At 76.4% G+C, this 1928-nt stretch carries 2 protein-coding genes; both read left to right on the top strand.

All coding sequences use genetic code 11. The annotated features are described in order from the left end of the window. A partial coding sequence (locus tag HMPREF0731_RS20075; protein ID WP_007006049.1) for a PfkB family carbohydrate kinase occupies positions 1-295 on the top strand: 295 nt, incomplete at its 5' end. A gap of 113 nt (positions 296-408) precedes the next feature. Then, positions 409-1928, top strand: a 1520-nt coding sequence (locus HMPREF0731_RS23815) for a putative bifunctional diguanylate cyclase/phosphodiesterase (RefSeq protein WP_007006048.1), incomplete at its 3' end; no start/stop codon positions are given.

The raw sequence follows: 1928 nt of genomic DNA, 5'->3' as shown, positions 1-1928 counted from the left end.
CCTGGCCAAGCGCCTGGCGGTGACGCTGGGGCATGAGGGGGCGCTGCTGGCGACCGCCGCCGGCACGCTGCGCCTGCCCGCCCTGCCGGTCGAGGTGCGCGGCGCGGTCGGCGCCGGCGACAGCTTCGTCGCCGCCATGACGCTCGCCCTGGCGCGCGGCGCCACGGATGAGGATGCCTTCGCCTGGGGCATGGCGGCCGGCGCCGCCGCCGTCTCCAATGCCGGCACCGCGCATCCCACGCGCGCCGAGGTCGAGCAGCTGCGCGCCCGGCTGCACCCCGCCCCGCCGGGCTGACCGCGCGGGGCCGGGCGCCTTCGCAGCGCGCACGGTTTCGTGTATACCGCCGCACCCGCCGGCGCGGCGCCCCTGCCGGCCGACCCTTCCTCTTTCCTTCCCCAAGGCCTGCCGTGCGGTTTTTCAACGCCTTGCTGCGGCGCCATGCCGCCTTGCCGCCCGCCCGCCGGGCGGCGGCGCCGGATTCGGACGCGGCCAGGGCCTCCGCCGCCATCGCCGAGCGCGACCGGCTGCGCGCCATGCTCGACACCAATTCCGACTGGATCTGGGAGGTGGACGCGCAGGGCCGCTACACCTTCGCCTCCGCCCATGTCGAGACGCTGCTGGGTTACCGGCCCGAGCAGGTGCTGGGCCGCACCCCCTTCGACCTGATGCCGCCCGACGAGGCGGCGCGCATCGGCAGCATCTTCGCCGAGATCGCCGCGCGCAAGGCGCCCTTCTCGGGCCTGCTGAACCGCAACCGCCACGCCGATGGCCGCATCGTGGTGCTGGAGACCAGCGGCGTGCCGCTGCTGGCCGAGGATGGCGCGCTGCTCGGCTATCGCGGCGTCGATCGCGACGTCACCGAGCGCGAGGCGCGCACCGCGCGCATCGCCTGGATGGCGCGGCACGATTCGCTGACCGGCCTGGCCAACCGCATGGAGTTCCAGTCGCGGCTGGAGGACCGGCTGGCGCGCGGGGAACCGGCGGGGCTGTTGCTGCTCGATCTCGACTACTTCAAGGAGGTCAACGACCAGCTCGGCCATGCCAGCGGCGACGTGCTGCTGCGCCAGGTGGCCGAGCGGCTGACCGGCCTGCTGCCGGAGGGCAGCCTGGGCGCGCGGCTTGGCGGCGACGAATTCGCCGCGCTGCTGGCGGCGGGGCCGGAGCAGGCCCAGGCCGTGGCGCAGCGCCTGGCCGCGGCGCTGTGTGAACCTTACCAGCTGGACGGCCACCGCGCGGTGGTCGGCGTCAGCTGTGGCCTGGCGCTGGCGCCGCGCCATGCCGGCAGCGTCTCCGCCCTGCTGCGCTGCGCCGACCTGGCGCTCTACCAGGCCAAGCAGGAAGGGCGCGGCCATGTCTGCCTCTACGGCCCGCAGCTGGAGGCCCGGCAGCGCAGCGACGAGGGGCTGGAGGCGGCGCTGCGCCGCGCCATCGCGCAGGAGGACATCACCCTCGGCTACCGCACGCTGCGCGCCCTGGCCGATGGCCGGGTGCTGGGCCGCTGCGTCGAGCCCGGCTGGTGGCACCCGCTGCACGGCGCGCTGCCGGCCGAGAGCTTCCTGGGCCTGGCCGACCGCACCGGGCTGGTGCTGCCGCTGGGCGCCCAGCTGCTGCGCCGCGCCTGCCGCGAGGCGCTGGAATGGCCGCAGAGCTGGCGCCTGACCCGGCCGGTGACCGCCGTGCAGCTGCGCGACCCGGGCTTCCCCGGCCTGGTGCAGCAGGTGCTGGCGGAGACCGGGCTGGACCCGGCGCGGCTGGAGCTGGCGGTGACCGAGGCGGCGCTGGGCGCCGGCACCTCGCTGCCGCGGGCGCTGCGCAAGCTGCGCGAGCAGGGCGCCGCCCTGGCGCTCGACCGCTTCGGCGAGGGGGTGACCTCGCTCGCCCTGCTGCGGCGCTTCCGCTTCGACCGGCTGCGCCTGGCGCCGGCGCT

This window comes from Pseudoroseomonas cervicalis ATCC 49957, from assembly GCF_000164635.1.
Taxonomy (GTDB): Bacteria; Pseudomonadota; Alphaproteobacteria; order Acetobacterales; family Acetobacteraceae; genus Pseudoroseomonas; species Pseudoroseomonas cervicalis.
This window is presented reverse-complemented; position numbering and strand designations above follow the sequence as displayed.